Here is a 24,818-nt window from a genome sequence, read left to right as displayed (position 1 = left end):
CGCCTCACTCGCCGAGCGCCTGTTGCAGCATGCTGGCGAGCTGCGCCTTGCGGTAGGGCTTTGCCAATAACAGCACGCCTTCGTCGAGGCGGCCGTGATGCACGATCGCGTTCTCGGTATAGCCTGAGGTGTAGAGCACCTTCATGCCGGGCCGCCGTTTTGCCACTTCGTCCGCGAGCTGCCGGCCGTTCATGCCGCCGGGCATGATGACGTCGGTGAACAACAGGTCGAACTTCTCGCCCTTGTCGACCAGCGCCAGCGCGGCGCGGGCGTCAGGCACGGCAATGGTTTTGTAGCCGAGCGCGCCGAGCTGCGTGACCACGTAATTGCGCACCAGCTGGTCGTCTTCAACGACCAGGATGACCTCGCTGCCGCGCCGCGGCGGCTCCGGTGCAGGCGCCTCGACCTCGACCTGGCCGCGGGCAGGGGGCAGATAAAGCTTGATCGTGGTGCCGTGGCCTTCCTCGCTGTAGATCTTGATGTGGCCGCCGGACTGCTTGACGAAGCCGTACACCATGCTCATGCCAAGGCCGGAGCCCTTGCCGACCTCTTTGGTGGTGAAGAACGGCTCGAACACCTTGTCCTGCACCGCGTGCGACATGCCGGTGCCGGTGTCGCTAACCGCGAGCAGCACGTAACGGCCCGGCGTAATGTCGGGATTGACAGCCGCATAGGCGTCGTCGAGCACGATGTTGCTGGTCTCGAACAGCAGCTTGCCGCCGTTCGGCATCGCGTCGCGGGAGTTGATCGCCATGTTGAGCAGCGAGTTGGCAAGCTGCGACGGGTCGATGTGAACGCTGGCGACATCGGGCGCGAGCACCTGATCGATCTCGATCTGCTCGCCGAGCGTCGGCCGCAGCAGCTTGGCGATATCGACCACGGTGCCGTTGATGTCGACGGTGCGCGGCTCCAGCGGCTGGCGGCGGGCGAAGGCGAGCAGATGCTGGATCAGCTCGCGGCACCGCTCGGCGGCGCGGTCGATCAGCTCGGCGGTTTGCGCAAGCTTCGGCTGGCTGCGCAGGCTGTCGACCAGCGTCTCGGTGGTGCCGGTGATCACCGTCAGCATGTTGTTGAAGTCGTGCGCGACGCCGCCGGTCAGCTTGCCGATGGCGTCGAGCTTCTGCGCCTGCTGCAGCTTGTGCTCGGTTTCGCGCGAGGCCGTGATGTCGTGATAGATCAGCGCCGCGCCGGTGATGGCGCTGTCGCCGTCACGCAACGGCCGGCCCGACACCACGAGGTGAATCTCCGGCGCGCCGCGCACCGGCCGGGCGACGAATTCCAGCCCGTCGAATTCCTCGCCGCGCAGCGCCTTGGCCGAGGGCATGTCATCGGCCTGCATCGGCGTGACGCCGTCGGCCTGGAACACGTTGCTCATGGCGCGCAGCTGGCGGACCGTCATGCCGGGCTTATAGCGCAGCATCTTCTCGGCAGCCGGGTTCGAGAGCAGCACGATGCCTTCGGCGTCGATCACCAGCACCGCCTCAGCCATGGTGCGGAAAGTGGTTTCCATTACCGAGGTGGAGCGGCGGAGCCCTTCGAGGGCGGCGCCGAGGTCCTTGGTGCGTTCGGCCACCTTGCCCTCGAGCGACAGATTGGTCGCCTTGGTCGCGCTGAGCACGCCCTGCAATTCGCGGCTGGCGCGCCGGGCCGCCAGCGTCAGCGCGACCGCGAGCAGGAGGATCATCACCACGCCGGCAAGGTCGACCGCCAGCAACAGCCGGCCATTGGTCTTCGACTGTTCGGTGCGAATCCCGAGCAGGCGGCGTTCCTCGGTGACCAGGCGGTCGAGCGCCGTACCGACCTTGTCCATCAGCGCGCGGCTCTCGTCCGCCGAGATCAGCGCCGCGGCGCCGGCCGTGTCGCCCGCCGTCCGCAACCTGATCAGTTCGGCGCCGAGCGCAATGGCGCGCTCGACCTGTCCCTTGGTGCCCGCGATCAGCTGCGCTTCCTCCGGGGCCGACTTCACCGCGGCCATCAAATCGTCGAAGGCGGCGGTGAGGGCGGTGCTCTGCTGGCGAAACTCGTCGGCAAAGGACGTATCGCCCGTCAGCGCGAACCCGCGCGCTGCGCTCTCGACGCCGCGCGGCAGCGAACGCGCGTCCGAAATGCGCTTGAGGATGCCGAGCGCGTGATCGACCGAATCAATCTCGCTGCGCGACTTGACGTCCAGCCCGATCGACGCCGCGCTGATGACGAGAAGGATCGCAAGGCCGCTGCCGAGGATGAGACGCTGGGAAGCCATCGACGATTAGTACGAGCAATTATTTGGAAAGACGAGCAGAAGGAGCAGACTTCGCAAGACATTCGTTAACGGCGGCAACCAGCGCCTGCGGGGTAAACGGCTTGCGCAGGCAGGCCGATGCGCCGAGCTCGATCGTCATCCGCAGGAAATCCGGCGCCCGGTCGGCATTGGCGAAGGCATAGCCGGACATCGCGATGACGGGAATATGGGGCGCGCGTTCGTGGAAGACGCGGATCGCCTCGAAACCGCGCATATGCGGCATGAAGACGTCGACCAGCATGACGTCGAACGACGCCTTGTCCAGCGCGCGCATACCCGATTCACCGCCATCCGCGACGGTGACGTCGAAGCCCTGGCGCTGCAAACACACCTCGATGGCGACGCACACCATCGGGTCGTCATCGACCACGAGAACGCTCGGCACGATGCATCCTCTTCCTGCGGCCTTGCGTGCCGTCGACTCGCTTGGCCCGTCTGCCGATTAAGGCGGAACCTGGATGGAAAGTCTGTATCATAGAATGCATATGCTGTTTGCTGACAAGCAGATTTCCAGCTAGCCCTGACACCATCACTTGTATTTGTCCGCCCACATTACGACGGGTCCATGACCGCAGTTCCAGTCGCCGGCCGCGCCCCGCTGTCACCGCTCGGTCTCGCATTCCTGGTGGTCGCATCGACCGGCTGGGGTCTCAATTTCCCGATCATGAAGTTCCTGCTCACGGAGTGGCCGCCGCTGTCGTCGCGCGGGCTCTGCGGCGTGGTCGGCGCGATCGCACTCGCTCTGGTGGCGGTCGTACGCGGACAGACGCTGCGCGTCCCTGACGGCATGTGGTTGCGGCTCGCCCTGGTGTCGACGCTGTCGATCGGCGGCTGGGTCGCGTCGATGGGCCTGGCGCTGATCTGGCTGCGGGCCAGCGAGGCGGCCGTGCTCGGGATCTCGATTCCGGTGTGGGTCGCGCTGGTCGCCTGGCCGGTGCTCGGCGAGCGCGTGTCGCTGCCGCGTGCGCTCGCGCTTGGCGTGGCGCTTGCCGGCATCGCCGCACTGATCGGCGGCGGCGGCCTCGACGCGAGCCTCGGCAAGTTGCCGGGCCTGCTGTTCGCGCTCGCGGGCGCGCTCTGCGTCGGGCTTGGCACGGTGCTGACCAAATCCTTCAAGCTCCCAATGCCACCGCTGTCGCTCGCCGCCTGGCAGCTCGCGATCGGCTGCGTGCCGATCGCAATCGCCGGCGTCCTGATCGAGCAGCCGCAGCTTGCGGCGCTGTCGCAACTCGGCTGGGCGTCGATGGTCTACATGACGCTGATCCAGTTCTGTCTTTGCTATGTCTGCTGGTTCGCGGCGCTGGAGCGGTTGCCGGCGGCGACCGCGTCGATCGGCACGCTGCTGGTGCCCGTCGTCGGCGTGCTGGCGGCAGCGGCCATGTTGCGCGAGCCGCTCAGCACGAGCGACGTCGCGGCGCTGGTGGTGACGTTCGCGGCCGTCGCGGTGGCGTTGCGGACATGAAAAAGGGCGGCGTTGCCGCCGCCCTTCGCCAACTCAAAGATTCAGGCCGTGATTACGGGCAGGGGTGCCGCAGGCCGTCAAAGCCGAGATAGGTGCCAGAGGCCGGATCGTAGGACCTGTAGCGCTGCGCGCAGTAGCTCGCATCGCCGCCCGGCGCGGCCTCGACGGCGACAGGCGCGCTGTCGTCGTAATAGCCGTAGCTGTCGTCATAGTAGCCGGGGCCGTAGCCGCCGTAATACGCGCCCGAGGCGAGGGCACCGCCGACGACTGCACCGGCAACCGCGCCCGGCCAGAAGCCGCCGCCGCGGTGATAGCCACCGTGCCAGCCGCCACCGCCGCCGCGCCAACCGCCGCCGCCACCACCGGCCCAGTGGCCGCCGCCACCGCCACCGCCACCGGCCCAATGACCGCCGCCGCCACCGCCCATCGCGGCACCACGGCCGCCGCCAAAGCCACCACCGCCGCCGCCGACATGGCCACCGCCACCGCCGCCGCCGCCGCGAGCACCACCGCCACCGCCCATCGCGCCCATCTGCGCGGCAGACTGGGCGAACGAGATGGTCGGCGCCACAGCCAACGGCAGCGCAAGCGCCAGCGCCGCGGCGGTGCTCAGAACCTTCATATTGATCATTTTGGACTCCATCAAAACGGACAATGTCTAACCAACTCTGCGGTCGGACGTTCCCGCGTTCCACATTGATTGTCCGTCATCTTTGCTTGACCGGCGGCGCATGTATGGCAGGTGAACAAAACTCCTCGTGACCGCGTCATTTGGTCGCCAAAGGGCCCGCATCCCGGTCTCTGCCGGGAGTGCCGGGCTACCTTGGCGGCGGCTGGACATTTGGAGATTCAGGTGGCATCAGAGCCAGACTGCCTCGAACCGACGACCGGCCACGCATGAAACAATTCCTGCTGAAATTCTTCACCTGGTGGAACGGCCAGACCTTTGGCACGCAATTTTGGACCTCGCGCTACGGCGAGCTGGTCGGCGAGGACGAGCAGGGCAATCGCTACTACCGGACCAAGGGTGGCGAGATCGATCCGACGCTGCATTTCGAGCGCCGCTGGGTGATCTATAACGGCTATGCCGAAGCGTCCCGGATTCCGGCCGGCTGGCACGGCTGGCTGCATCACACCGTTGATGTGCCCCCGACCGAGGAGAAGTACGCGCCGCGGGAATGGGAAAAGCCGCATCTGCCGAACATGACCGGCACCGCGCAGGCTTACCGTCCGTCCGGCTCGACGCTGGCGAGCGGCCGCCGCCCGAAGGCGACCGGCGACTATCACGCCTGGACGCCGGGAAGCTGAGCTTCACGCATTGTTGTTTCGGATGCGCGCGCGCGTAACACCGCGCGTGCGTCGCACACGCGCCTGTGGCAGCGCAAGCGCGCCTGTGAACAACGGTAACAGCGGGGACAGGTGCGCCGCATGCGATGCTGTCCGCTTGCGCTGTGCGCGCCTTCGCGGCTCAATGAAGCCATCTTACGGAGATGGGAAACCATCGCGTCGGATCGGGCTCCAGATCGCGACTGTCCCGATGAGCAGCGGCCTCCGAGTTGGATGCGGCCGGGAGATAGGCCCCCGGTGCAGACGTCCGGAAATCGCCCGCAAATGTGAGGCTGCCGTGAGACAGGAAGGGCCGCTCGGGAAACCGGGCGGCCTTTTTCTTTGTCTCACGATCTTTTTGGTCTCACGATCGGGTCAGGACAGCCGTGCCGCGGCGCGGCTCATCAATTCGCCCCGGCGCGCGTGTGCCGGTCCCATCCGCTCCTTCATGGAGGCGAGGATCTCGGCCGGCGCGGTATCGGGTGAGCCGGCATTGAACGGCGGGGCCGGGTTGTATTCGAGCCTGAGCTGGATCGCTTCCGCGGTCTTGCGATCGACGAGTTCGGACACCAGCGTCAGCGCGAAATCGATGCCGGCCGTAACGCCGCCGCCGGTGAAACGGTTGCGGTCGACGCAGACGCGCGTCTTGGTCGGGATGGCTCCGAAGCTCGACAGGAAATCGATCGCGCTCCAATGCGTGGTGGCACGATAGCCCTTCAGCAGACCGGCGGCGCCGAGCACCAGCGAGCCCGTACAAACCGACGTGACGTATTTCGCTCCTTCGGCCTGCTTGCGCAGGAAGCCGAGCATCTCCTCGTCGCCGACCATGTCGTCGGTGCCGAACCCGCCGGGCACGCAGATCACGTCGAGCTGCGGACAGTCGGTAAAGGTCGTGGTCGGCGTCAGGATCATGACGGAGTCGGTCGGAACGGGTTCGATCCGTTTCCAGATCAGATGCACCTTGGCGCCGGGGACCGAGGAGAACACCTGCAGCGGGCCGGTCAGGTCGAGCTGGGTCACCTTCGGGAAGACGAGCAATCCAATCTGCAGGGGTTCGGACATCGGAGGTCTCCAAATAGCGCTTGACGGAACCACGATGCCATGGTGGCCTCCTGTCCAAAATGGCGTAATTCCCTCATTTTCGGACGTCGACGCCATCTCCCGGTATTCGGCATTGCGAGGATTTGGCAGATGATCGGCGTCCTGATCTTTCCCGACTTCCAGCTGCTCGACGCAGCCGGCCCGATCGCGGCGTTCGAGATCGCGGCACGCTTCGCCAACAATCCGCCTGATATCAAGACGATCGCGCTGAAGGTCGGGCCGGTGCGCTCTTCGTCCGGCGTCGAGATGCTGGCGCGCGGCTTCAAGCCGTCGGCGGCGATCACGACGCTGATCATCGCGGGCGGCAACGGCGTGCGCACGCCGGCGACGTGTCCGATCACGCTGTCATTCGTGCGGCGGATGGCGAGCCGCGGCATCCGCGTCGCCAGCGTCTGCTCGGGCGCCTATGTGCTGGCCGAGGCCGGTCTGCTCGACGGCCGCCGTGCCACCACGCATTGGCAGCGCACGCCGCATTTCGTGAAGACCTATCCGAAGGTCAAGCTCGAGCCGGACCAGATCTTCGTCCGCGACGGCAACATCTGGAGCTCGGCCGGCATCACCGCCGGCATCGATCTCGCGCTCGCCATGATCACCGAAGACTACGGCGACGAGGTCGCACAGAAAACCGCGCGGCAGCTCGTGCTGTATCATCGGCGCAGCGGCGGGCAGTCGCAGTTTTCCTCGCTGCTGGAATTGAAGGCGCCGAACGGCCGGTTCGGGCCGCTGCTCGCCTGGGCGCGCGAGCATCTCGACGCGCCGCTGACGGTCGAGGATCTCGCCGACAAGGCCGGGATGAGCTCGCGCCATTTCACCCGCGCCTTCATCGCGGAGACCGGCACCACGCCGTCGAAAGCGGTCGAGCGGTTGAGGATCGAAGTGGCGCGGCAGCGCGTGCAGTCGTCGGGCGAGGCGATCGAACGCGTCGCCGAGATCACCGGCTTCCGCGATCCGGAGCGGATGCGCCGCGCCTTCATCCGCGCCTTCGGCCAGCCGCCGCAATCGCTGCGCCGGGCGTCGCGCGCCGGGTAGGTCGTGGACGCGCGGAACCCCGGCGCGTTGTTGGAAAGATTGGGTGATCATTCCAGCGGCGAAGCGAACGCGGCCGCCGATGAGGGGCCGTCGCCAAGCTCACCGGCGCTGCCGGCAGCGGCAATTTGAGTTTGGGACAAGCTCGTTGTCCGATCTCACGCGATTCATTCAGTCGTTGCACCGATGAACCGGCGCGAAGGTTCCTGTGACCCACGTTAGGTGGGGCGTTGCGGACCCGAGGAGGTTCCACATGACAAAGCATCGAACGATTACCGGGTTCGTGGCCGTCACCCTGCTGGCTGTCACTGCAACCGCCGCGACGATCAGGTCGCACCTGCCCCGGACCGAGGGTGTCGTCGTCTCCGACACGGACGCGCTCCCGGCCAAGGATTTCAGCGACCGCTGGTCCCCGATTTCAGCCTTGCCTCCGGCGACGGACATGGCTGAGCGCGCACCTGACGTGCGTTAAGCGGTCATCGACGCAGATCCGGCCCAATCGCGGACACGCCGCGCGCAGAGTTCACCGCAGCACAAAGGCCCCGCCGAAGCGGGGCCGGATGTTGAACCACTTGATGTTGAACGACTTAATCCCGAACGACTTGGTCTCGAATAGAACTAACGGTTCCGCCGCGCCGGAATAGCGCAGGCCTTAACCTATGCACGCCCAAGAATCCACGGATGGCTGAGCACGAAACGTGTGCGAGCCGAAATATCAATTGCCCAATGTGTCGGTCGCGATCTTCTTCTTGAGTGCTTCGCAGGTATTCCTGACCTCCGTGGTCATCAACGAAACGGCTTCGATCTGCAGGAAGAAACGCTTGCCCTGGTCGCGGTAACCCGCGGCGAACTCCTTGATTTCCGCGATCATCTCATGGACGCCTGCCACCATTGCCTCACAGTTCTTGGCAGCCGCTTGCAGTTCCGTTCCAAGGGCCTCGATCTCTTTGACCGCCGCTTCGTATTCGCGCACGACCGCCTCGGCCGATAGCTTGCCAACCTCGTTGACGCCGTTGCGGTGCTCGACGTAGTCCGGCATCGGTGAGAGAGGTCTGACGTTGCTGCGTGGTCGAGGCGAAGTCATCGTGTCGACTTCGCTCTGCAACTGTTCCAGCGGGGCGCGGGCGAGGACTTCTGCACTGACACTCATGCGAACGCTCCATAAGTTGTTACGGCGAATGGAGTTTAGCAATGTCAACGGATTTGTCTCGCTTTTCCACAAGTTTGAAGCAATTAAATTGTGCGTCGCAGCATGGCGGACTCTGCATTTGCGTCAGTGCGGCGCGTCGGGATGCCAGCCGAGCAGAGTAAGCATCACGAAGAAGCCGACGACGTAGGCCACCATGATCGGCCAGCCCTGGGTGATCCAGCGGACCACCGACTTGGCTTCCGGATACATGTTGGACACCGCAACGCCCGCGGACGAGCCGAACCAGACCATCGATCCGCCAAATCCGACCGCGTAGGCGAGGAAGCCCCAATCGTAGCCGCCTTGCCTAAGTGCCAGCGCGGTCAGCGGAATGTTGTCGAACACCGACGAGATGAAGCCGAGCCCGAGTGCGGTCTGCCATGATGCGGCCGGCAGCGTCTCCACCGGCATCATCGAGGCCGCCGTCACCAGCGCGAGCAGGAACACGGTGCCCTTGAACGTCTCGGGCATCACCGACCAATCCGGCCGCCGCAGCAGGGAGGTGACGAGGATCGCGGCCCAGACCGCGAGCCCGAGCACGGGCAGCGCATCGAGCAGCGCCGGGAATTTCAGATTGGCGGTCACATTGGCCGAGAGCGCGGCGAGCAGGATCACCGCGACGATCGCAACCCGCGACCAATCGATCGCGAGACCGGACGGCGCGTTCTTCACGATCGGGGAATAGCGGTGCTGCTGCAACGAGGCCGGCACCGCAAACACCAGCATCGCCACGATGGCCGCGACATAGGCGTCGACGACGGTGAGCGGGCTGACGCCGTCGATCCACATCATCGTGGTCGTGGTGTCGCCGACGACGCTGCCGGCGCCGCCGGCATTGGATGCGGCAACGATGGCCGCGAGGTAGCCGATATGGACTCGGCCGCGGAACACAGAACGCGCGACGGTGCCGCCGATCAGCGCCGCCGCGATATTGTCGAGGAAAGCCGACAGCACGAACACGATCACCAGCAGGATCAGTCCGCCTTTCCAGTCATCGGGCAGCAGCGCCGGCATCTCGTCCGGGATGCGGCTTTCCTCGAAATGCCGCGACAACAGCGCAAATCCCATCAGGAGCAGGAACAGGTTCGCGAGCGTGACCCACTCATGCTCCATCTGGTGCACGAGGCCGGGCAGGCCCGTGCCGAACCTTGCGAAGCCCGTGAACATCAGCTTGTAGGCGACGATCGTGGCAAGGCCGGTCAACGCCACGGCGAGCGTATGGTGATGGAAGATCGCAACGCCGAGCAGCGTCAGCGCAAACAGGATGAATTCGAGCGGGATACCGTAGACGAGGATGGGCGTGAACAAGACGATCTCGATGGCTGGAGTGCCCGGTGGCGCGAAGCGTGCCCGGCCGCACTATCGCGCGGCGCGGGGAACTTCAAGGCGCGCTAACGCCGCAAGCTGCGCGCGCCATCCACTCCGAGCTTCGATCGAGAGGGCGACGCTGCAAGCGCGTCGCCCGGATCGGATCGCTAGCCGAGCGTCTTCAGCCAGGCGCTGATCTCGGTCACCGCGATGTTGGCCTGGTTGAGCAGCTTGCCCATGGTGAAGAAGCCATGGAACTGGCCGGGGAAATGCCGGTAGGTGACGGGCACGCCGGCGTCCTTGAGGAATTTGGCGTACTCGTCGCCTTCGTCGCGCAGCGGATCGGCGCCGGCGGTCAGCACATAGGCCAGCGGCAATCCGGCGAAGTCTTTCGCGCGCGCGGGCGAGGCGCGCCAGTCGCTGTTGTCGGCGCCGCCGAGATAATGGTCGCCGAACCAGCCGATCACCGAATGCGTCAACAGGATGCTGGTCTCGGGCTCGCGATGCGAGGGATGCTTCCGCGAGAAATCAGTCGCGGGATAGACCAGCAGCTGGGCGGCGAGCTTCGGTCCGCCGTCGCGGGCGGTGAGGGCGACCACCGCAGCCAGATTGCCGCCGGCGCTGTCGCCGCCGACGATCAGGCGCGCAGCATCGATGCCGAGCGCCTTGGCGTTGGCGGCGACCCATTTGGTTGCGGTGACGGCGTCGTCCACCGCAGCAGGGAAGCGGTGCTCGGGCGCCAGCCGGTAGTCGACCGAGATCACGATCAGTTCGCCCTCATGGGCGAGCTTCTGGCAAACCACCTCATGGGTGTCGAGATCGCCGATCACCCAGCCGCCGCCATGGAAGAACACCAGGCACGGCGCGAGCCCGTCCTTCCTGCGCAGCGTCTTCGGCGTGTAGATGCGGGCCGGGATCGCGCCGTGCGGCGCCGGGATCGCAAGCGGCTTGCTCGATTCAAGGGCCGGCGGCTCGGGATTGGAGACGATGCGGGCGGCGCGATAATAGTCGCGCGCTTCCGGTGCGGTCAGCGATTCATAGGCGGGGCGGCCGGCCTCCTGGAAAGCCTTGTAGACGGCAGCGGCATCGGGATCGAGAACGACGGGCATATTGGTTGTGACCTATGATGTTCGGTTTTGATTGATGTCATTCCGGGGCGATGCGTAACATCGAACCCGGAATCTCGAGATTCCGGGTTCGGTCCTGCGGACCGCCCCGGAATGACGGTTGTGTCAGGCGGCGGTGCGGCCGCCGTCGACGGTGTAGGCGGAGCCGGAGACGTAGCTCGCCTCGTCGGAAGCGAGGAAAGCGACGATCGATGCGACCTCGCTTGCGAGGCCGAGCCGGCGCGCCGGGATGCGGTCGACGATCTTCTCGACCGGCGGCGGCGCGTTGCCGCCGGAACGTCCCTGCAGAATGGTGCTCAGCATCCGGCTCTCGATCATGCCGGGGCAGACGCAATTGACCCGCACGCCGGTGCCGGTGCATTCCCAGGCCGCGCTCTTGGTCAGCCCGATCACCGCGTGCTTGCTGGCGCTGTAGACCGCGATCATCGGCGATCCCATCAGGCCGGCGATCGAGGCGGTGTTGATGATGCTGCCCTTGTTCTGCTTCAGCATCACAGGCAGCACATGCTTCATGCCGAGGAAGACGCCGACGACATTGACGTCGAGCACCCGGCGAAAGCTCTCCAGCGAATATTCCTGGATCGGCCTGACGTCGCCCTCGATGCCGGCGTTGTTGTAGAAGGCGTCGATGGTGCCGAAGCGGTCGACGGCGGCGCGGACATAGTCCCTGACCTCGTCCTCATCGGTGACGTCCGCGGTGATCGCGAGGGCCTCGGCCGAGGCGGGGAGGTCCTTGATGGCCGCTGCAAGATCGGCCCCCTTGCGGTCGACTGCGACGATCCGGGCCCCACGTTCGGCGAGCAGCTGGAGCGTGGCGGTTCCGATGACGCCGGCAGCCCCGGTGACGACGGCAACCCGGCCGTCGAGCCTGATGCGATCTGGCATGTTTGGGTTTCCTCTGGCTGGTCCGGTTCGATCCGGATTTTCTCAGGTTTTCGCGCGGTGTCGCGCGCCTTCAGCGTGAGGACTATCACACGTGTTCCCAAGGGTGACCAGAGGGTGACCCGTGCCTGGCCGACGGCCCGGGGACGGGCCTCCGGGCGCCCTTTCCCCGCCGTATTCGGCGTGTTAACCGGAGGCCTGCGAGCGGCCGATATCAAGGTAAACTGTCGCGAGCCCGATTCGCCTTTTAAAGCCCGCGAGATGCTTCGAACCATTGCCCTGACTGGCTTTGCGGCCCTGGTCGCCGCCTCAACCATCTCGCTTGCGCCGCCCGCGCGCGCGCAGATCGGAACGATTTTCTCCGATCCCGCGCCGCGTCCGCCCGGCTCGATTCCGCGTGGCCAGGTGGCGCCACCCAGCGACGACGACGAGGAAGTGCCGGAACTGCCGCGCGGCCGTCTGCTGCCAACGCAGCCGCGCGCGTTGCCGCCGGGCCAGTCGGTGCCGCCGCCTGGTAATGTGCAGTCGCAGCCTTTGGCACCGCCGCCAGGCAGCACTGTCGCGCCGCCCGGCGTTGCGGTGCAGCCGCCGCAGCCCGGTGGGCCCGCCGTTGCCAACACACCGCCCGCAGCCAACCCGGCGCCGGGGCAGCGTCCGGCCGCCAAGGGCGCGGCTCCGGGCGCGGCGCCGCAGACACCGGCCGCGTTGCAGCCGGGCGACGAGGTCGTGCAGGAGCCACCGTCGACCAAGATCACCAACAAGAAGGCGAGCTTCTCCGGCCTCGACAAGATCACCGGGCGCATCATCAATTTCGACGAGGACATCGGCGAGACCGTGCAGTTCGGCGCGCTGCGGGTGAAGACCGATGCCTGCTACACCAGGCCGTCGACGGAAGCCGCCAACACCGACGCCTTTGTCGAGGTCGACGAGATCACGTTGCAGGGCGAGGTGAAGCGGATATTCTCCGGCTGGATGTTCGCGGCGAGCCCCGGCCTGCATGGCGTCGAGCATCCGATCTACGACATCTGGCTGACCGACTGCAAAGGCCCGGACCAGACCATCGTGACCGCCGCGCCCGATCCGCCGAAGGCGCCGACGCCTCCGCCGCCGGCCCAGAAGCGCGCGCCGCCGAAGCAGGCCGCACCGCGTCCGCCGCCGCAACCGCTGCCGCAATACCAGCAGCAGCCGCCGCCACCTCCGCCGCCCCAGCAGCAGCGGCCGGGCGGACTGTTCGGCGGATTGTTCGGAAATTGATTGGCACTGCGTAGCCCGGATGGAGCGTTAGCGAAATCCGGGTTCTTTCTGCGCGGATAGCGTCGTCCCGGATTGCGCTTCGCTTCATCCGGGCTACATCCGCCGCGAGATCAATTGCGCGCAGCGATGATCGAAAGCGCCTCGGCACCCTTGACCGGCTGTGTCGTGTCGAGCTTGCGGAAATCCGCCGGCTCGCCTGCGATCGCCTTGTCGAGCAGCGCGCGATAGCGGCGGCGCGAAATCTCCACCGCGCCGAACGTCTTCAGATGCTCGGTCACATATTGCGTGTCGAGCAGCTCGAACCCGCCCGCGATCAATCGGGCCACCAGATGCACCAGCGCCACCTTCGATGCGTCGCGCGTGGTGTGAAACATGCTCTCGCCGAAGAAGGCGCGGCCGAGGCTGACGCCGTAGAGGCCGCCGACCAGATTGTCGTCCTGCCAGACCTCGACACTGTGGCAATGGCCTGACGCGTGCAGTCCGAGATAGAGATCGCGGATCCGCTTGTTGATCCAGGTGTCGTCGCGGCCGGGCTGCGGCGCCGCGCAACCGGCGATCACGGCCTTGAACGCGGTATCGACGGTGACGCTGAACACATCCGAGCGCACGGTGCGCGCCAGGCGGGAGGCGACACGGAAGCCGTCGAATGGAATCACGCCGCGCAATTCGGGCTCGACCCAGAACAGGGTCGGATCGTCGGCGCTCTCCGCCATCGGGAAGATGCCGCAGGCATAGGCGCGCAGCAGCACCTCGGGCGTGATCTCGGAGGAGGCGGAGTCGCGTGCGGTCATGCCGGCGAAGATAGCAAAGCGCGGGCAGACTTGCGATGGGGCCTGCCAGGGGTCGCGACGTGTTGACGAAACGCGCCGGTTCCTCCACAAGCCGCGCCATTCCGCCGCAGTTTCCCGAGACGGACTGCGCGGCCATGCTACATTGCCGCAAAAAGATGGCGCCGACGCCCGGGACATGGCGGCTTGCGCGCCTGACAATCAACACAGGTGAGGGGGACGCTGCATGAAATCGTCATGGCGGACGTTTGCGCCGTTGCTGGTCTGGCTGGTGATCTATCTGGTGCCGGTGCCATCAGGGCTGAACGCCAATCAGTGGCACTATTTTGCGGTGTTCGCCGCCGTGATCACCGGGCTGATCCTCGAATCGATGCCGGTCGGCGCCGTGGGCCTGATCGGCCTCACGGTCGCCGGTGTCGGCGGCTACGTCGAGCCTGACCCGAACAAGTCGCTGCGCTGGATGCTCGCCGGCTTCTCCGAGAGCACGGTGTGGCTGATCGTCGGCGCCTTCGTGTTCTCGATCGGCTACCGCAAGAGCGGGCTCGGCCGCCGGCTGGCGCTGCTCCTGGTGCGCGGGCTCGGCCGCCGCACGATCGGGCTCGGCTATGCGGTGGCGTTCTCCGATCTGGTGCTGGCGCCGGCAACGCCCTCCAACACCGCACGCTCGGGCGGCACCATCTATCCGATCGTCAGCAACATCCCGCGCATCTACGGCTCCGAGCCCGGCCCGACCGCGGGCAAGATCGGCACCTTCGTGATGTGGACGGCGTTTGCGACCACGGCCGTCACCAGCTCGCTGTTTCTGACCGCGCTGGCGCCGAACGCCGCCGCGCTGTCGATCGCCAAGAAGCTCGTCAATATCGAGATCGGCTGGTCGCAATGGTTCATCGGATTCGCGCCGCTGGGTATCCTCTTGCTGCTGCTGGTGCCGCTGTTGAGCTACGTCATCTGCCGGCCCGAGATCAAGGAGAGCCCGGAGATCGTGACCTGGAGCGAGGGCGAGCTCGCCAAGATGGGGCCGCCGTCGCGCCACGAATGGATCATGGCGGTGCTGGTGCTGCTCGCGATGTTCCTGTGGATCTGCGGCTCCAATCCCAACATCAGCGTGCCGCTGCTCGGCTCGAACTTCATCAACGCGACCACGGTGGTGTTCGTCGTGATCTCGCTGATGCTGCTGTCAGGTGTGATCGCGTTCGAAGACATCGTCGCGGAGAAGAGCGCGTGGGAGGTATTTTTCTATTTCACCTCGCTGCTCACGCTGTCGTCGGGTCTCAACGAGATCGGCTTCATCAAATGGGTGGCCGAGGGTTATGCGAAGCCGCTCGCAGGGACGTCGCCGCTGGTCGGGATGATCCTGCTCGTCACATTCTTCTTCTGGATCCACTATTTCTTCTCGAGCATCACCTCGCATACCGCCGCCGTGCTGCCGGTGGTGCTCGCCGTCGGCTCCAGCATTCCCGGCCTGTCGGTGCAGACCCTGATGCTGCTGTGCGTCTATTCGCTCGGACTGATGGGGGTGATCTCACCCTACGCCACCGGACCGGCGCCGATGTATTACGGCAGCGGCTATATAGGCAAAGGCGACTTCTGGAAGTTCGGGCTGATCTTCGGCGTAATCTACTTTGCCGGATTGTTGCTGATCGTGTTGCCCTGGCTACAGATGATCGGGTAAAATAGCCACAATCCAGCGAGAAACAGCGGCCGATCGGGAAGGAGGGCTATCCTTTCCGATTCTTAACGCGCTTTGTCCGACCGAAGCGTTCAAAATGCTTCCTCGGATGTGGCGCGCGCGAACTTCAGGGGACACATAGAGCGGCGCGAGCTCGTTCGTGTTTCTTCGTGGGCAAGTTTATGGACCAGCATGTCAAAGACCCGTCGATTGTGGCGCCCGAGCAAACCAGGCGGCCGTCGCGCGGGCGAGGGTTTCTGACCGGGTGTGTCGTGCTGGCGGTGCTCGCCGGCATCGTCTGGTGGACGCGGCAGCAGGCCGCGCCGCCGCAGGCCGGCGGCGGGCGCAACGCCGGGCCGATGTCGATCGTGCCGGAGGCCGTCGGCAAGGGCGACATCGGCGTCAGCCTGAATGCGCTCGGCACCGTGACGTCGCTCGCCACCGTGACGATCCGGAGCCAGATCAGCGGCTACCTGATGAAGATCGATTTCAAGGAGGGTGATGAGGTCAAGAAGGGTGACCTGATCGCCGAGATCGATTCGCGTCCCTATGAGGCGACGCTGGCGCAGGCCAAGGGCACTCTGGCGCGCGACGAGGCGCAGCTGAAGGGCGCCCAGGTCGATCTCACCCGCTACCAGAACCTCGCCACGCAGAACGCCGTGCCGCATCAGACGCTCGATACCCAGGTCGCGCTGGTCGCGCAGTATCAGGGCACGGTCGAGGCCGACCGCGCGTCGGTGAAATCGGCCGAAGTGAATTTGCAATATTGTCACATCGTCTCGCCGATCAACGGGCGGGTCGGACTGCGCCAGGTCGACCTCGGCAACTACGTGACGCCGGGCGACACCAACGGCCTTGTCGTGATCACGCAGCTCGAGCCGATCAGCGTGCTGTTCACGCTGCCGGAGGACAATCTGCAGGCGGTCGCGAAGCGGTTGAAGGACGGCGCGGTGCTGCCGACGGCGGCCTATGACCGCAGCGGCGCCAACAAGCTCGCCGAGGGATCACTGCAGACCTTCGACAGCCAGATCGATGCGACCACCGGCACGATCAAGCTGCGCGCCCAGTTCGAGAACGAGAAACGCACGCTCTATCCGAACCAGTTCGTCAACATCCGCCTGCTGCTCGACACCCACAAGGATGCCACGACGATGTCGACCGCCGGCATCCAGCGCGGCGTCCCCGGCACCTTCGTCTATCTCGTCAACGCCGACAGCACGGTCTCGGTGCGGCCGGTGAAAATCGGCGTCACCGACGGCGACCGCGTCGAGGTGCTCTCGGGGCTTGTGCCCGGCGATCGCATCGTGATCGACGGCGCCGACAAGCTGCGCGAGGGCGCCAAGGTGGTGGTGCGCTCCGCCGCCGATGCCGCAAGCCCGGCCGGCGCGGCCAAGGGGACGGCGAGCGGCGCGGCGAATGGCACCGCCAAGGGAGACGTCAAGACAGATAGCAAGGGCGGCGCTGCTCCCGACAAGCCGGGAGGCGGCGACCATAAGGGTTCCGCGGACGGGCAGAAGAAATGAACCCGTCGCGGCCATTCATCCTGCGGCCGGTGGCGACGACCCTGATGATGATCGCCATCATGCTGTCGGGCATGCTGGCGTTCAGATTCCTGCCGGTCGCAGCGCTGCCGGAAGTCGATTATCCGACTATCCAGGTGCAGACCTTCTATCCGGGCGCCAGCCCGGACGTGATGACGTCGTCGGTGACGGCGCCGCTCGAGGTGCAATTCGGCCAGATGCCGAATCTGAACCAGATGAGCTCGGTGAGCTCTGCCGGTTCATCTGTCATCACACTGCAGTTCGGCCTGTCGATCTCGCTCGACGTCGCCGAGCAGGAGGTGCAGGCCGCGATCAACGCCGCGGGCAATCTGTTGCCGTCGGACCTGCCGGCGCCGCCGATCTACGCCAAGGTCAATCCTGCTGACGCGCCAATCCTGACGCTGGGCCTGACCTCGAAGACCATGCCGCTGACCCAGGTGCAGGACTTCGTCGACACCCGGCTGGCGCAGAAGATCTCGCAGTTACCTGGCGTCGGCCTCGTCAGCATCAGCGGCGGCCAGCGGCCCGCGGTGCGCATCCAGGCCGACATCCGCAAGCTCGCGGCCTATGGGCTGAACATCGACGATCTCCGCACCACGCTCGGCAACGCCAACGTCAATACGCCGAAGGGCAATTTCGACGGCGCGATGCGGGCCTACACCATCAATGCCAACGACCAGATCCGCAATGCCAGCGACTACCGCTCGCTGATCATCGCCTACAAGAACGGCTCGCCGGTCCGCCTCAGCGACGTCGGCAACGTCGTCGACGGCGCGCAGAACGACAAGCTCGGCGCCTGGATGAACGAGACGCAGGCGATCATCCTCAACATCCAGCGCCAGCCCGGCGCCAACGTGATCTCGGTGGTCCAGGGCATCAAGGACCTGTTGCCGCAGTTGCAGGCGACGCTGCCGGCGGCGATCGACCTCAACATCCTGACCGACCGCACCGTCACGATCCGGGCCTCGGTCCGCGACGTCGAATACGAGCTGGCGCTTGCGGTGATCCTGGTCGTGCTGGTGATCTTCGTGTTCCTGCGCTCGACCCGCGCCACGCTGATCCCGAGCCTGTCGGTGCCGCTGTCGCTGGTCGGCACGCTGGGGGCGATGTATCTGTTCGGCTTCAGCCTGAACAATCTGTCGCTGATGGCGCTGACGATCGCGACCGGCTTCGTGGTCGACGACGCCATCGTCGTGATCGAGAACATCTCGCGCTATATCGAGGAGGGCGAATCTCCACTCGAGGCGGCGCTGCGCGGCTCCGAGCAGATCGGCTTCACCATCATCTCGCTGACGGTGTCGCTGATCGCGGTGCTGATCCCGCTGCTGTTCATGGGCGACGTCGTCGGCCGCCTGTTCCGCGAATTCGCCATCACGCTGTCGGTCACGATCCTGATCTCCGCCGTGGTGTCGCTGACGCTGGTGCCGATGGCCTGCGCAAAACTGCTGAAGCCGGAGAGTATGACGCGCGAGAACACCTTCCAGCGGCTCAGCCGGGAAGGCTTCGACGCCGTCATCGCGATCTACGGCCGGATGCTCAACTGGGTGCTCGACCGCCAGACGTTCGTACTGCTGATCGCGCTCGCCACCTTTGGTCTCACGGCGCTGCTCTACGTGGTCATCCCCAAGGGCTTCTTTCCGGTGCAAGACACCGGCGTGATCCAGGCGATCTCGGAGGCGCCGCAATCGGTGTCCTATGCGGCGATGGCCGAGCGGCAGCAGCGGCTCGCCAGCGCGATCCTCAGGGATCCCGACGTCGAGAGCCTGTCGTCGTTCATCGGCGTCGACGGCACAAACACCACGCTCAACAGCGGCCGCATCCTGATCAATCTGAAGCCGCACGAGCAGCGCAAGGCCGGCGTCGCGACGATCATGAACCGGATCAAGGCCAGTACGGCTGATCTGACCGGCATCACGCTCTACATGCAGCCGGTCCAGGACCTCACCATCGAAGGCACCGTGAGCCGCACGCAGTATCAGTTCATCCTGCAAGACGCCGACCCGAACGAACTCGCGGAATGGACGCCGAAGCTGGTCGACAAGCTCAGGGAATTGCCGGAGCTCAGCGACGTCACCAGCGACATCTCCGCACAGGGACTTTCGGTATTCGTGGACATCGATCGCGACCAGGCCGCGCGGTTCGGCATCACGCCGGCGACGATCGACAACGCGCTGTACGATTCCTACGGCCAGCGCATCGTCTCCACCGTCTTCACCAATTCGAACCAGTACCGCGTCATCCTCGAGGCCGATCCGTCGTTGCAGAACTCGCTGGATTCGCTGTCGTCGATCTATCTACCGTCATCTGTGGGCTCGACGCCGGTGCCGCTGTCCGTCATGGCCAGGATGCGGGTCGAGACCGCGCCGTTGCAGGTCTCACATCTCGGCCAGTTCCCGTCGGCAACCGTTTCGTTCAACCTGGCGCCGGGCGCCTCGCTCGGCGGGGCGGTGACCGCGATCAAGCAGGCGCAGGCTGAAATCAACCAGCCGCTCGGCATGATCACGAGCTTCCAGGGCGCGGCGCTGGCGTTCCAGTCCTCGCTTTCCAACCAGCTGTTCCTGATCCTGGCTGCGATCATCACGGTCTATATCGTGCTGGGCGTGCTCTATGAGAGCTTCATCCATCCGCTGACCATCCTCTCGACGCTGCCTTCGGCCGGGATCGGCGCGTTGCTGGCGCTGATGATGGCAGGCCAGGACCTCACCATCATCGCGATCATCGGCATCATCCTCCTGATCGGCATCGTGAAGAAGAACGCGATCATGATGATCGACTTCGCACTCGATGCCGAGCGCAACGAGAGCAAACCGCCGCGGGAGGCGATCTACCAGGCCTGCCTGTTGCGGTTCCGGCCGATCATCATGACGACGATGGCAGCCGTGCTCGGCGCGCTGCCGCTGATGCTCGGCAGCGGCGCGGGCTCCGAGCTGCGGCATCCGCTCGGCATCTCGATTGTCGGCGGCCTCTTGGTGAGCCAGCTGCTGACCCTGTTCACGACGCCCGTGATCTATCTCTGGTTCGATCGCCTGGCGCTGCGGTTTGCAGGGCGGGCGGACGAGGTCGGCGAGGCGAGCGGGTCGCGTTGAGCCATGGATCCGTCAACGCCCTTCATCCGCCGGCCGGTCGCAACCACGCTGTTGACGTTCGGGCTTGCGGCGGCCGGCCTTGTCGCGTTCTTCAAGCTGCCGGTGTCGCCGCTACCGCAAGTGGATTTTCCGACCATCTCGGTGCAGGCGACGCTGCCCGGCGCCAGCCCGCAGGACGTCGCAACCACGGTCGCCAGCCCGCTTGAGCGGCATCTCGGTCAGATCGCCGATGTGACTGAAATGACGTCGTCGAGCTCGGTCGGCTCGACCCGGATCACGCTGCAGTTCGGGTTGAACCGCGACATCAACGGCGCGGCGCGGGACGTGCAGGCCGCAATCAATGCGGCGCGGGCCGATCTGCCGACCAGCCTGCGCAGCAATCCGACCTACCGCAAGGTCAACCCGGCCGACGCGCCGATCCTGATCCTGACGCTGACGTCGGATACGCTGACCCGCGGCGCTCTCTACGACGCCGCCTCCACGGTGCTGGCGCAGAAGCTGTCGCAGGTCGAGGGTATCGGCGAGGTCGTGGTCGGCGGCAGCTCGCTGCCTGCCGTGCGCGTCGATCTGATCCCGCAGGCGCTCTACAAATACGGCATCGGTCTGGAAGACGTCCGCGCGGCGCTGTCGAGCGCCAATGCCCACAGCCCCAAGGGCGGTATCGATGTGGGCGACCAGCGCTACCAGGTCTACGCCAACGACCAAGCCAACAAGGCCGACGACTACAGATCGCTGATCGTGGCCTACCGCAATGGCGCCCCGGTTCATCTCTCCGACGTCGGTGAGGTGGCCGACGGCGTCGAGAACCTGCGCAATGCCGGGCTCGCCAACGGCAAGCCGGCGGTGCTGCTGATCCTCTACCGGCAGCCGAACGCCAACATCATCAGTACCGTCGACCTGGTAAAGGGGCTGATGCCGCAATTGCAGGCCTCGATTTCGCCGGCGATCGACATCGGCTTGGCGGTCGACCGCTCGACGACCATCCGCACCTCGCTCCGCGACGTCGAACGGACGCTGGTCCTGGCGGTGATGCTGGTCATCATCGTGGTGTTCGCGTTCCTGCGCAATTTGCGCGCCACCCTCATTCCGGTGGTGGCGGTCTCGGTGTCGCTGGTGGCGACTTTCGGGGCGATGTACCTGATCGGCTACAGCCTCGACAATCTGTCGCTGATGGCGCTGACGGTCGCGACCGGCTTCGTGGTCGACGACGCCATCGTCGTGCTGGAGAACGTCACCCGCTACATCGAGGAGGGCCTGAGCCCGCTCGAAGCAGCGCTGAAGGGCGCCAACGAGGTCGGCTTTACCGTGCTGTCGATGAGCATCTCGCTGATCGCGGTGTTCATCCCGATCCTGTTGATGGCCGGCATCGTCGGGCGGCTGTTCCGCGAATTCGCGATGACGATCTCGATCTCGATCCTGATCTCGCTCGCGGTCTCGCTGGCGACCACCCCGATGATGTGCGCGGTGCTGCTCAAGCCGGACCGCGGCGGCCACGGCCGGCTCTATTGGGCCAGCGAGCGCTTCTTCGAGGCGATGCTGAACTTCTACCGCAGGACGCTGACCGCGGCGCTGGCGCATCCACTGTCGGTGATGCTGATCCTGGCGGCGGTGTTCGGCCTCAACTTCTATCTCTACGATGTGATCCCGAAGGGCTTCTTCCCGCAGCAGGACACCGGGCGGCTGGTCGGCTCGATCCAGGCCGACCAGAGCGTGTCGTTCCAGTTGATGCAGCAGAAGCTCGCGCAGTTCGTCGGCATCATCAAGCGCGATCCGGCGGTCGAGACGGTGGTCGGCTTCACCGGCGGCGGCCAGACCAATTCCGGTTTCGTGTTCGTCTCGCTGCGCCCGCTCGACCAGCGCAAAATTGGGGCCGACGGCGTGATTTCACGGCTGCGCCGGGAGATGGCGGTGGTGCCCGGCGCGAGCCTGTTCCTGCAGGCGGTGCAGGACATCAGGGTCGGGGGCAGGGCCTCGAATGCGCAGTATCAGTACTCGCTGCAGGGATCGACGCTGGAGGAGCTCAATGACTGGACGCCGAAGATTGCGGCGGCCATGCAGCGCGATCCGAACCTCGCCGACGTCAACAGCGACCAGCAGAACAAGGGCCTGGAATCCGACCTCGTGATCGACCGCGATGCCGCGGCCCGGCTCGGCATCACGGTGAGCCAGATCGACAACACTCTCTACGACGCCTTCGGCCAGCGTCAGGTGTCGACGATCTATGTCGCGCGCAACCAGTATCACGTCATCATGGAGGTCGCACCGCGCTACTGGCAGAACCCCGAGACGCTGAAGGACGTCTATATCAGCACGTCGGGCGGATCGGTCGGCGGCTCGCAATCGACCAACGCGGTGGCGGGCACCGTGGTGGCGTCGGGAGCCTCGAGCGCGGCCAGTTCGGCCAATGCCCAGGCCGCGCGCAACCAGGCCACCAATTCGATCGGCTCGACCGGGAAGGGCGTGGCCTCGACCGGATCGGCGGTCTCGACCAACAGCGAGACCATGATCCCGCTGTCGGCGGTGGCGGCGTTCAAGCAGGGCGCGACGCCGCTTGCGGTCAACCACCAGGGCCTCCTGGTCGCCAACACCATCTCGTTCAACCTGCCGCCGAACGTGTCGCTGAGCACCGCGGTCGGCAGTATCGAGGCGACGATGAACCGGATCGGCGTCCCGGCCACGATCCGCGGCACCTTCCAGGGCTCGGCGAAGGCGTTCCAGGATTCGCTGAGCAACCAGCCGTTCCTGATCCTGGCCGCGATCGTCACGATCTACATCGTGCTGGGCGTGCTCTATGAGAGCTACGTCCATCCGCTGACCATCTTGTCCACACTGCCCTCTGCAGGTGTGGGTGCCTTGCTGGCGCTGATGGCATTCAAGACCGAGTTCAGTATCATGGCGCTGATCGGCGTCATCCTGCTGATCGGCATTGTGAAGAAGAACGCCATCATGATGATCGACTTTGCGCTGGACGCGGAACGCAGGCGCGGGCTGGAGCCGCTCGAGGCGATCAAGGAGGCATGCCTGCTGCGCTTCCGTCCCATCATGATGACGACGATGGCCGCGCTGCTCGGCGCGGTGCCGCTCGCCGTCGGGATGGGCGACGGCGGCGAGCTGCGGCAGCCGCTCGGCATCGCCATCGTCGGCGGCCTGATCCTGAGCCAGGTCCTGACGCTCTACACGACGCCGGTGATTTACCTCTATCTCGACCGGTTCCGCTTGTGGGCCCTGCGCGTCCGCCGCGGCGGCGCCGTGCGGATGCCGGGCTCCTCACTTCAACCGGGCGAGTAAATGCCGACAGGTGCAGCGTTGCATAGTTTTCGAATCTTGCGGAAACCGGTCCGGTTTCGGCGCGTGGCCGCGTTCGGCGGCCTCAGCCTTGGTCTGAGCCTTGGCCTGACCGGCTGCATTCCCGGGGTGGAGAAGCCCGAGCTCAGTCTCGAAGTGCCGGCAAGCTATCGCGCCGCGGCCAAGGGTGATGCCGACGCCGCCGTTCCGGCGCTCGCCTGGTGGCGCGGCTTCCGCTCGCCCGAGCTGACCGGGCTGATGGAGTCTGCGCAGCAATACAATCTCGATATCGCGGTGGCGATCGCCCAGATCGTGCAGGCGGACGCGCAGGCCGGCGTGTCCGGCGCCGCGCTGCTGCCGTCGATCTCGGGATCGGCGAATGCCGAGCGTCAGAAGGTCGCGACGGGATCGAGTTCATTGCTCGGCGGGAGCAGCGGGACGTTCTCGCAGTACAGTCTGGGGCTGAGCGCGAGCTACATCGTCGATTTCTGGGGCAAGAACCGCGCGACGCTGTCGGCGTCGGAGGAGAGCGCAACCAGCGCACGCTACAATCGCGAGGTGGTCGCGCTGACCACGATGGCGACGGTGGCCAACACCTACTTCCAGGTGCTGGCGGCGCAGGACCAGATCAAGGCCACCCGGCGCAATCTGGCGGCGGCCGAGCGCATCCTGGCTTTGATCAAGTCGCAATTCGCCGGCGGTACCGCCTCGCAGCTTGACCTGTCGCAGCAGGAGGCGCTGGTCGCCACGCAGCGCGCGGCGATCCCGCCGCTCGAGGTGACGCTGGGGCAAAACACCGCCGCGCTCGCGCTGCTGGTTGCGCGCGCACCGGCTGATTTCGCGGTGCGCGGCGGCAGCACCACGCAGATCTCGGTGCCGCGCATTACGCCGGGGATGCCGTCGGAACTGCTCTACCAGCGGCCTGACGTCCGCCAGGCCGAGGCGCAGCTCGCGGCCTCCAATTTCAGTGTCGATGCGGCGCGCGCGGCGTTCTTTCCGCAGATCCAGCTGACCGGCACCACGGGCTTCCAGAGCGCGGCGCTCGCCTCGCTGTTTGCGCCGGGCGCCTGGTACTACACGCTCGCCGCCGGGCTGACCCAGCCGCTGTTCGACGGCTTCCTGCTGGAGAGCCAGTTCAAGCTCGCCAAGGGCCAGCAATTGCAAAACCTGCAGGCCTATCGCAAGGCGGTGCTGTCGGCCTTCGCCGATGTCGAGAAGGCGCTGATCGCGTTGCAGAAGTACACGCTGCAGGAGCGGCTGCAGTCCGACGTGGTGGCGAGCTCGCGCAAGGCGTTCGAGGTTTCCGAGACGCAGCTGCGCGGCGGCACGGTCAATCTCATCACGGTGCTGCAGACGCAGCAGACGCTGTTCACGGCTGAACTCAACCTCGTGACGGTGCGGCTCAACAAGCTGCTGGCGGCAAGCAGCCTGTTCCAGGCGCTGGGCGGTGGCTGGACGCCGGCCGGCACGCTCGCGGCGGCAGTGCCATGAGG

The 24,818-nt window shown here is 65.8% G+C and carries 19 protein-coding genes; 10 read left to right on the top strand and 9 right to left on the bottom strand.

What is annotated here, in order from left to right; all coding sequences use genetic code 11:
• Positions 1-4: 4 nt before the first annotated feature.
• Together BraRD5C2_RS08910 and BraRD5C2_RS08905 are read right to left on the bottom strand one after the other, a co-directional pair.
• A complete protein-coding gene (locus BraRD5C2_RS08910; RefSeq protein WP_223967915.1) occupies positions 5-2,242 on the bottom strand; it encodes a CHASE3 domain-containing protein in 2,238 nt (745 codons plus the stop codon).
• A 19-nt stretch (positions 2,243-2,261) separates the two neighbouring features.
• The gene (locus tag BraRD5C2_RS08905) at positions 2,262-2,666 is read right to left on the bottom strand and encodes a response regulator (RefSeq protein WP_223967914.1); all 405 of its coding nucleotides are present in this window, start codon (positions 2,664-2,666) and stop codon (positions 2,262-2,264) included.
• Between the two features lie 180 nt (positions 2,667-2,846).
• Here BraRD5C2_RS08905 and BraRD5C2_RS08900 point away from each other — a divergent pair, with 180 nt between their 5' ends.
• Positions 2,847-3,743, top strand: a complete 897-nt coding sequence (locus BraRD5C2_RS08900; RefSeq protein WP_223967913.1) for a DMT family transporter — start codon at positions 2,847-2,849, stop codon at positions 3,741-3,743.
• Positions 3,744-3,795: 52 nt separating this feature from the next.
• Here BraRD5C2_RS08900 and BraRD5C2_RS08895 read toward each other — a convergent pair whose 3' ends face one another.
• Positions 3,796-4,374, bottom strand: coding sequence for a BA14K family protein (locus tag BraRD5C2_RS08895; RefSeq protein WP_223967912.1), 579 nt, complete (start codon positions 4,372-4,374; stop codon positions 3,796-3,798).
• Positions 4,375-4,640: 266 nt separating this feature from the next.
• On the opposite strand from BraRD5C2_RS08895, the gene BraRD5C2_RS08890 reads away from it, so the two are divergent.
• Positions 4,641-5,051, top strand: coding sequence for an NADH:ubiquinone oxidoreductase subunit NDUFA12 (locus BraRD5C2_RS08890; protein ID WP_223967911.1), 411 nt, complete (start codon positions 4,641-4,643; stop codon positions 5,049-5,051).
• A 393-nt stretch (positions 5,052-5,444) separates the two neighbouring features.
• On the opposite strand, the gene BraRD5C2_RS08885 is transcribed toward BraRD5C2_RS08890, so the two are convergent.
• Complete coding sequence (locus BraRD5C2_RS08885; protein ID WP_223967910.1) at positions 5,445-6,131, bottom strand: DJ-1/PfpI family protein; 687 nt, start codon at positions 6,129-6,131, stop codon at positions 5,445-5,447.
• A 129-nt stretch (positions 6,132-6,260) separates the two neighbouring features.
• Here BraRD5C2_RS08885 and BraRD5C2_RS08880 point away from each other — a divergent pair, with 129 nt between their 5' ends.
• Complete coding sequence (locus BraRD5C2_RS08880) at positions 6,261-7,199, top strand: GlxA family transcriptional regulator (protein ID WP_223967909.1); 939 nt, start codon at positions 6,261-6,263, stop codon at positions 7,197-7,199.
• A 250-nt stretch (positions 7,200-7,449) separates the two neighbouring features.
• Positions 7,450-7,668 (top strand): hypothetical protein, encoded by a 219-nt coding sequence (locus tag BraRD5C2_RS08875; protein WP_223967908.1) that lies wholly within the window; start codon positions 7,450-7,452, stop codon positions 7,666-7,668.
• A 243-nt stretch (positions 7,669-7,911) separates the two neighbouring features.
• Here BraRD5C2_RS08875 and BraRD5C2_RS08870 read toward each other — a convergent pair whose 3' ends face one another.
• The 4 genes from BraRD5C2_RS08870 to BraRD5C2_RS08855 form a co-directional block, all read right to left on the bottom strand.
• Positions 7,912-8,346, bottom strand: coding sequence for a hypothetical protein (locus BraRD5C2_RS08870; protein WP_223967907.1), 435 nt, complete (start codon positions 8,344-8,346; stop codon positions 7,912-7,914).
• A gap of 123 nt (positions 8,347-8,469) precedes the next feature.
• Complete coding sequence (locus BraRD5C2_RS08865) at positions 8,470-9,693, bottom strand: SLC13 family permease (protein ID WP_223967906.1); 1,224 nt, start codon at positions 9,691-9,693, stop codon at positions 8,470-8,472.
• 167 nt (positions 9,694-9,860) lie between these two features.
• Entirely contained in the window at positions 9,861-10,802 is a 942-nt protein-coding gene (locus tag BraRD5C2_RS08860) for an alpha/beta hydrolase (protein ID WP_223967905.1), read from the bottom strand.
• 123 nt (positions 10,803-10,925) lie between these two features.
• On the bottom strand, positions 10,926-11,705 hold the full coding sequence (locus BraRD5C2_RS08855) for an SDR family NAD(P)-dependent oxidoreductase (protein ID WP_223967904.1): 780 nt from the start codon (positions 11,703-11,705) through the stop codon (positions 10,926-10,928).
• 258 nt (positions 11,706-11,963) lie between these two features.
• Between BraRD5C2_RS08855 and BraRD5C2_RS08850 the strand changes: the two genes are divergently transcribed.
• Entirely contained in the window at positions 11,964-12,956 is a 993-nt protein-coding gene (locus BraRD5C2_RS08850) for a DUF2155 domain-containing protein (protein WP_223967903.1), read from the top strand.
• Positions 12,957-13,066: 110 nt separating this feature from the next.
• Here the strand turns inward: BraRD5C2_RS08850 and aat are convergent, their stop codons facing one another.
• The gene (gene aat / locus BraRD5C2_RS08845) at positions 13,067-13,747 is read right to left on the bottom strand and encodes a leucyl/phenylalanyl-tRNA--protein transferase (protein ID WP_223967902.1); all 681 of its coding nucleotides are present in this window, start codon (positions 13,745-13,747) and stop codon (positions 13,067-13,069) included.
• A gap of 223 nt (positions 13,748-13,970) precedes the next feature.
• Here aat and BraRD5C2_RS08840 point away from each other — a divergent pair, with 223 nt between their 5' ends.
• The 5 genes from BraRD5C2_RS08840 (at position 13,971) to BraRD5C2_RS08820 (ending at position 24,816) form a co-directional block, all read left to right on the top strand.
• The gene (locus BraRD5C2_RS08840; RefSeq protein ID WP_223967901.1) at positions 13,971-15,416 is read left to right on the top strand and encodes a DASS family sodium-coupled anion symporter; all 1,446 of its coding nucleotides are present in this window, start codon (positions 13,971-13,973) and stop codon (positions 15,414-15,416) included.
• A gap of 179 nt (positions 15,417-15,595) precedes the next feature.
• Positions 15,596-16,936, top strand: a complete 1,341-nt coding sequence (locus BraRD5C2_RS08835) for an MdtA/MuxA family multidrug efflux RND transporter periplasmic adaptor subunit (protein WP_223967900.1) — start codon at positions 15,596-15,598, stop codon at positions 16,934-16,936.
• Entirely contained in the window at positions 16,933-20,040 is a 3,108-nt protein-coding gene (locus tag BraRD5C2_RS08830) for an MdtB/MuxB family multidrug efflux RND transporter permease subunit (RefSeq protein ID WP_223967899.1), read from the top strand. The genes BraRD5C2_RS08835 and BraRD5C2_RS08830 overlap by 4 nt, the downstream gene beginning before the upstream one ends.
• A 3-nt stretch (positions 20,041-20,043) precedes the next feature.
• Positions 20,044-23,328, top strand: coding sequence for an efflux RND transporter permease subunit (locus tag BraRD5C2_RS08825; RefSeq protein WP_223967898.1), 3,285 nt, complete (start codon positions 20,044-20,046; stop codon positions 23,326-23,328).
• Positions 23,329-24,816 carry an efflux transporter outer membrane subunit gene (locus tag BraRD5C2_RS08820; RefSeq protein WP_223967897.1) on the top strand — a complete coding sequence of 496 codons (1,488 nt, stop codon included), beginning with the start codon at positions 23,329-23,331 and terminating at the stop codon, positions 24,814-24,816.
• Positions 24,817-24,818 lie beyond the last annotated feature (2 nt).

The sequence above is a fragment of the Bradyrhizobium sp. RD5-C2 genome (genome assembly GCF_019972155.1).
Classification (GTDB): domain Bacteria; phylum Pseudomonadota; class Alphaproteobacteria; order Rhizobiales; family Xanthobacteraceae; genus Bradyrhizobium.
The sequence above is the reverse complement of the archived record's forward strand: the minus strand, read 5'-3'. Positions and strand labels throughout refer to the sequence as shown.

Bases quoted from the DNA above. Each gene is read 5' to 3' on its own strand.
- BraRD5C2_RS08910 (WP_223967915.1), bottom strand. From the start codon at position 2,242: ATGGCTTCCCAGCGTCTCATCCTCGGCAGCGGCCTTGCGATCCTTCTC.
- BraRD5C2_RS08900 (WP_223967913.1), top strand. From the start codon at position 2,847: ATGACCGCAGTTCCAGTCGCCGGCCGCGCCCCGCTGTCACCGCTCGGT.
- BraRD5C2_RS08895 (WP_223967912.1), bottom strand. From the start codon at position 4,374: ATGATCAATATGAAGGTTCTGAGCACCGCCGCGGCGCTGGCGCTTGCG.
- BraRD5C2_RS08890 (WP_223967911.1), top strand. From the start codon at position 4,641: ATGAAACAATTCCTGCTGAAATTCTTCACCTGGTGGAACGGCCAGACC.
- BraRD5C2_RS08885 (WP_223967910.1), bottom strand. From the start codon at position 6,131: ATGTCCGAACCCCTGCAGATTGGATTGCTCGTCTTCCCGAAGGTGACC.
- BraRD5C2_RS08880 (WP_223967909.1), top strand. From the start codon at position 6,261: ATGATCGGCGTCCTGATCTTTCCCGACTTCCAGCTGCTCGACGCAGCC.
- BraRD5C2_RS08875 (WP_223967908.1), top strand. From the start codon at position 7,450: ATGACAAAGCATCGAACGATTACCGGGTTCGTGGCCGTCACCCTGCTG.
- BraRD5C2_RS08870 (WP_223967907.1), bottom strand. From the start codon at position 8,346: ATGAGTGTCAGTGCAGAAGTCCTCGCCCGCGCCCCGCTGGAACAGTTG.
- BraRD5C2_RS08860 (WP_223967905.1), bottom strand. From the start codon at position 10,802: ATGCCCGTCGTTCTCGATCCCGATGCCGCTGCCGTCTACAAGGCTTTC.
- BraRD5C2_RS08855 (WP_223967904.1), bottom strand. From the start codon at position 11,705: ATGCCAGATCGCATCAGGCTCGACGGCCGGGTTGCCGTCGTCACCGGG.
- BraRD5C2_RS08850 (WP_223967903.1), top strand. From the start codon at position 11,964: ATGCTTCGAACCATTGCCCTGACTGGCTTTGCGGCCCTGGTCGCCGCC.
- aat (WP_223967902.1), bottom strand. From the start codon at position 13,747: ATGACCGCACGCGACTCCGCCTCCTCCGAGATCACGCCCGAGGTGCTG.
- BraRD5C2_RS08840 (WP_223967901.1), top strand. From the start codon at position 13,971: ATGAAATCGTCATGGCGGACGTTTGCGCCGTTGCTGGTCTGGCTGGTG.
- BraRD5C2_RS08835 (WP_223967900.1), top strand. From the start codon at position 15,596: ATGGACCAGCATGTCAAAGACCCGTCGATTGTGGCGCCCGAGCAAACC.
- BraRD5C2_RS08830 (WP_223967899.1), top strand. From the start codon at position 16,933: ATGAACCCGTCGCGGCCATTCATCCTGCGGCCGGTGGCGACGACCCTG.
- BraRD5C2_RS08825 (WP_223967898.1), top strand. From the start codon at position 20,044: ATGGATCCGTCAACGCCCTTCATCCGCCGGCCGGTCGCAACCACGCTG.
- BraRD5C2_RS08820 (WP_223967897.1), top strand. From the start codon at position 23,329: ATGCCGACAGGTGCAGCGTTGCATAGTTTTCGAATCTTGCGGAAACCG.